At 35.4% G+C, this 4,943-nt stretch carries 5 protein-coding genes and 1 pseudogene; 4 read left to right on the top strand and 2 right to left on the bottom strand.

Annotated elements, in window-relative coordinates:
- On the bottom strand, positions 1-892 hold an 892-nt coding region (locus ABIQ27_RS05725), incomplete at its 3' end, for a S8 family serine peptidase (RefSeq protein ID WP_348032823.1).
- Between the two features lie 75 nt (positions 893-967).
- The gene (locus ABIQ27_RS05720; RefSeq protein WP_348032822.1) at positions 968-1,828 is read right to left on the bottom strand and encodes an MBL fold metallo-hydrolase; all 861 of its coding nucleotides are present in this window, start codon (positions 1,826-1,828) and stop codon (positions 968-970) included.
- 169 nt (positions 1,829-1,997) lie between these two features.
- Between ABIQ27_RS05720 and ABIQ27_RS05715 the strand changes: the two genes are divergently transcribed.
- From ABIQ27_RS05715 to sufC, 4 genes and pseudogenes are all read left to right on the top strand, one after another.
- A complete protein-coding gene (locus tag ABIQ27_RS05715; protein ID WP_348032821.1) occupies positions 1,998-2,327 on the top strand; it encodes an iron-sulfur cluster assembly accessory protein in 330 nt (109 codons plus the stop codon).
- 15 nt (positions 2,328-2,342) lie between these two features.
- Positions 2,343-3,791 (top strand): Fe-S cluster assembly protein SufB, encoded by a 1,449-nt coding sequence (gene sufB, locus ABIQ27_RS05710; RefSeq protein WP_348032820.1) that lies wholly within the window; start codon positions 2,343-2,345, stop codon positions 3,789-3,791.
- Positions 3,792-3,828: 37 nt separating this feature from the next.
- Positions 3,829-4,176 (top strand): annotated as a pseudogene (locus tag ABIQ27_RS05705) (four helix bundle protein).
- 46 nt (positions 4,177-4,222) lie between these two features.
- On the top strand, positions 4,223-4,943 hold a 721-nt coding region (gene sufC, locus ABIQ27_RS05700), incomplete at its 3' end, for a Fe-S cluster assembly ATPase SufC (protein ID WP_348032819.1).

Below are 4,943 nucleotides of genomic sequence, written 5' to 3'. Positions count from 1 at the left end.
CTACATTATCAGCAACACCATCACCACCAAGATTGTTATTTCTTACCTGAGCAATTATTCCGGCAACGTGAGTTCCATGAAGATTATCTTTACGCTCTTTAGAGTAAACAACATTATTACCATATTTTTTATCATTGATATCGTCTGGATTATCGCCTACTAACTTTCTCGCATCAAAATCTTTGTTAAGATTATAGTCTATTTGATCGTAAATTGCGGTTTTATAAGTTTTTAGATCATCGTGAAAAGTAGCGCCTTTTTGCGTAGCATAAGATAACATTATTCTTTTGCTGTCATACAATTCAAATTTAACCGAAGACATATCTTTTAATTCTGAAAGAGTATAATTGTCATTTTTTAGAAACTCAGCAACCATTTTGTCGGCGTTCAATATCACATCTAGAGTTTCTTTATCTTCATTTGCTTCTTTAAGTCTTGCAGTATAATCAGCCAATGCATTTTTGTAGATTTCCGAACCATCATCGCCCTTTTTCAAAATACGAACCATTTCCAGGTTTTCATTATTTGATTCGCCTAAAAAATTCCAACCGTGAACATCATCCACGAAACCATTTTTATCATCATCTTTTCCGTTATTAGGAATTTCTTTTTTATTGGTCCAAATAACCGATTTCAAATCTTCGTGGTTAGTATCAACCCCTGAATCGACAACTGCCACAATTACTTTTACACCTTTTTTGTTTTTTAGAAGTTCCGCATACGCTTTATCAACACTCATCCCGGGAATCGTATCTTTTTCTAAATCAAGATGACTCCAACGTTGTAATTGTTGTTCTGTTAAAGGTGTTTTTTTAGCAAATGGTTGAGTGGTTTCTTGTGCAAATAATGTCAATGAAAACATTGAAATCAGCAAAAATTGTAAAACTTTCATAGTCTGTTTTTGTTTATTATTTATGAATTGGTGTAAAATTAAAATGTTTTGTTACAGTCAAAGAAAGGATTAACACTATGTTAAGATATCTTCACAACGAAAAACCTCTTTTAAACGGATGCCTTTTTCTGTATTTTCAACAGTGATAATTTCATTATGAGCATCGTGCTCGAGCCATAAATAAAAATTATTATCAGCTGCATTATTTAGAAACTTTGCTTTTTCAGGCAAGGTTAAAAGCGGTCTGGTGTCATAACCCATAACATAAGGCAATGGCAAATGCCCGACTGTTGGAATCAAATCGGCACAAAAAACAATGGTCTTATCTTGGTATTGAATATGTGGCAACATCATTTTTTCGGTATGGCCATCCACAAAGAAAATCCCGAAATCTAGTTCTGATTTCGTAAGAAAATCCCCTTCAGGCCTTTTGATAAAATTCAATTGACCACTTTCCTGCATCGGTAAGATATTTTCTGACAGGAAAGAAGCTTTTTCACGGAGATTTGGTTTGGTTGCCCATTCCCAATGGTTGTCGTTTGTCCAAAACTTGGCATTTTTGAATGCCAATTCGTAACCGGTTTTGTCTTTGTTCCAATTTACGCTTCCGCCACAATGATCAAAATGCAAATGCGTCATAAAAACATCAGTAACATCATCACGATGAAAACCATATTTAGCTAAAGATTTGTCCAAAGAGTGATTTCCCCAAAGCGAATAATAACCAAAAAATTTGTCTGATTGTTTGTTACCCATTCCAGTGTCAACAATTATTAAACTGTTACCATCTTCAATCAACATGCATCTTGCTGCAATGTCAATCATATTATTTTCATCAGCCGGATTGGTTTTTGTCCAAATAGGTTTTGGGACAACACCAAACATAGCGCCACCATCAAGTTTAAAATTCCCAGCTTCAATAGGATATATTTTCATGGATTATATGAATTTAAAAGTGACGCAAATTACTAAAAATATAAGGCTTTTAATTACTCAAAATCATTTTTTTCTATTCTTAAATTAGTTATAAAAATCTATGGTTATGAGGTAAAAAGGGATAATTGTATTAACTTTGCCCATTATTTAGACAAAATTAAAATAAGCTATGATCAAAGTTTCTGATGACGCTAGTAAAAAAATCGTTTCGATGATGCAGGAAGACGGTTTTGACGCTGCCAAAGATTACGTTCGTGTGGGCGTAAAAAGTGGTGGTTGCTCGGGCTTGTCGTATGAATTGAAATTCGATAAAGAACTACATGAAAACGACAAAGTTTTTGAAGATAATCACGTGAAAATCGCCGTTGAGAAAAAATCGTTTCTGTATTTAGCAGGAACAGTTTTGGAATTTTCGGGCGGATTGAACGGAAAAGGATTTGTGTTTAACAATCCGAATGCATCCAGAACTTGCGGATGCGGAGAATCATTTTCTCTATAAAATTAAACAAACAAAATGGCAAAATATACCGAAGACGATTTAAAAGTTGAACTCGAAAGTAAAGAATACGAGTACGGGTTTTATACTGACATTGAGTCGGAAACGTTTCCTATTGGATTAAATGAAGACATTGTCCGTGCGATTTCTTTGAAAAAAGAAGAGCCACAATGGATGACCGATTGGCGTATCGAATCATTCCGCGCCTGGCAGGAAATGATTGAGCCAAATTGGGCAAATGTTCGTTATGAAAAGCCAGACTTTCAGGCGATTTCGTATTATTCAGCACCAAAAGCAGTTGACCCAAACAAAACTTTAGATGATGTTGATCCGGAGCTTTTGGAAATGTACAAAAAGCTTGGAATTTCATTAGACGAGCAGAAAAAAATGAACAATATTGCGATGGACATCGTGGTCGATTCTGTTTCTGTGGCTACTACTTTCAAGAAAACATTGAACGAAAAGGGAATTATTTTTTGTTCTATTTCGGAAGCTATTCGTGAATATCCTGAATTAGTAAAAAAATATTTAGGAACGGTTGTCCCACAAAAAGATAATTTCTACGCAGCATTGAACTCGGCGGTTTTCTCCGATGGTTCGTTCTGTTATATTCCAAAAGGAGTTCGTTGCCCAATGGAACTTTCAACTTATTTCCGAATCAATCAAGCCGGAACAGGGCAATTTGAAAGAACACTTTTGATTGCTGATGCAGACAGTTATGTTTCGTATCTCGAAGGTTGTACAGCACCAAGCCGTGATGAAAACCAATTGCATGCTGCAGTTGTTGAATTAATCGCATTGGATGGTGCCGAAATCAAATATTCAACGGTGCAAAACTGGTATCCTGGAAACAAAGAAGGAAAAGGCGGCGTCTTCAATTTTGTAACCAAAAGAGGTTTGTGCGAGAAAGGCGCAAAAATATCATGGACACAGGTTGAAACTGGTTCGGCTATTACCTGGAAATATCCTTCGGTGATTTTGAAAGGCGATAATTCGATAGGTGAATTTTATTCAATCGCCGTGACCAATAATTTCCAGCAAGCTGATACCGGAACGAAAATGATTCACTTAGGTAAAAACACTAAATCGACTATCATTTCAAAAGGAATTTCAGCAGGAAAATCTCAAAACAGTTACAGAGGTTTGGTTCAGATAAGCGCTCGTGCCGATAACGCTCGTAACTTCTCACAATGTGATTCGCTGCTAATGGGAAATAATTGCGGCGCACACACTTTTCCATATATCGAAAGTAAAAATTCATCCGCTATAATCGAACATGAAGCAACGACTTCAAAAATTGGTGAAGACCAGGTTTTCTATTGCAATCAACGTGGAATTCCAACCGAAAAAGCAATTGCGCTTATTGTAAACGGTTTCAGCAAAGATGTATTAAATAAGCTTCCGATGGAATTTGCTGTTGAAGCACAAAAATTACTTGAAATTTCACTCGAAGGTTCAGTAGGATAATTTTAATTTGAAAATGAGGTAATTTGAAAATTTGAAAATGGAAGACAAAGACAACTTAATTATCAAATTAACTTTTCAGTTTGCGTTAAACATTATAAAATATTGTGAGGGTTTACTGGAAGATAAAAAATTTGTGATTGCAAACCAACTTCTTAAATCTGGAACATCAATTGGAGCTAATATCAGAGAAGCCTAAAACGCAGAAAGTAAAGCGGATTTTATACACAAATTTAAAATTGCTGCTAAAGAAATAGAAGAAACAATTTATTGGTTAGAACTTTGTAAATTTTCAGAAAACTATCCAAACGCAGAAGAACTAAGAAATCAAATAAGTAATATTTCAAGAATAGTCAACAAAATAATAATAACATCAAAACAAAAATAATCTTGGAATTTCCAAATTTCCAAATTATCAAATTTCCAAATTAATTATGTTGCAGATAAAAAATTTACACGCAAGTGTTGAAGACAAAGAAATCTTAAGAGGAATTAACCTTGAGGTAAATGCGGGAGAAGTTCACGCAATCATGGGTCCAAATGGTGCCGGTAAAAGTACGTTGGCCTCTATCATTGCAGGAAATGAAAAATACGAAGTTTCAGAAGGAGAAATTCTTTTAGAAGGTGAAGATATTTCAGAATTAGCGCCGGAAGAAAGAGCACACAAAGGCGTTTTTCTTTCGTTTCAATATCCGGTTGAAATTCCTGGAGTTTCGGTAACGAACTTCATGAAAACAGCTATCAACGAAACTAGAAAAGCCAACGGAAAAGAAGAAATGCCAGCGAACGAAATGCTGAAATTAATCCGTGAAAAATCAGAATTACTGGAAATCGACAGAAAGTTCTTGTCGCGTTCGTTAAACGAAGGTTTTTCGGGTGGTGAAAAGAAACGTAACGAGATTTTCCAAATGGCTATGTTGGAACCAAAACTGGCAATACTTGACGAAACCGATTCAGGTTTGGATATTGATGCTATGCGAATTGTAGCGAACGGCGTAAACAAATTGAAAAGCCAGAACAATGCGGTTATTGTAATCACGCACTACCAACGTTTGTTAGACTATATCATTCCGGATTTCGTTCACGTTTTGATGGATGGAAAAATCGTAAAATCGGGCGGAAAAGAACTGGCTTACGAATTAGAGGAAAAAGGAT

The sequence above is a fragment of the Flavobacterium sp. genome, from assembly GCF_039916025.1.
Lineage (GTDB): Bacteria > Bacteroidota > Bacteroidia > Flavobacteriales > Flavobacteriaceae > Flavobacterium.
Note: the sequence above shows the minus strand (reverse complement) of the source record. Positions and strands in the feature narration are given on the sequence as shown.

Excerpts from the sequence above, each read along its gene's own strand:
- ABIQ27_RS05720 (WP_348032822.1), bottom strand. The coding sequence starts at position 1,828 with ATGAAAATATATCCTATTGAAGCTGGGAATTTTAAACTTGATGGTGGC.
- ABIQ27_RS05715 (WP_348032821.1), top strand. The coding sequence starts at position 1,998 with ATGATCAAAGTTTCTGATGACGCTAGTAAAAAAATCGTTTCGATGATG.
- sufB (WP_348032820.1), top strand. The coding sequence starts at position 2,343 with ATGGCAAAATATACCGAAGACGATTTAAAAGTTGAACTCGAAAGTAAA.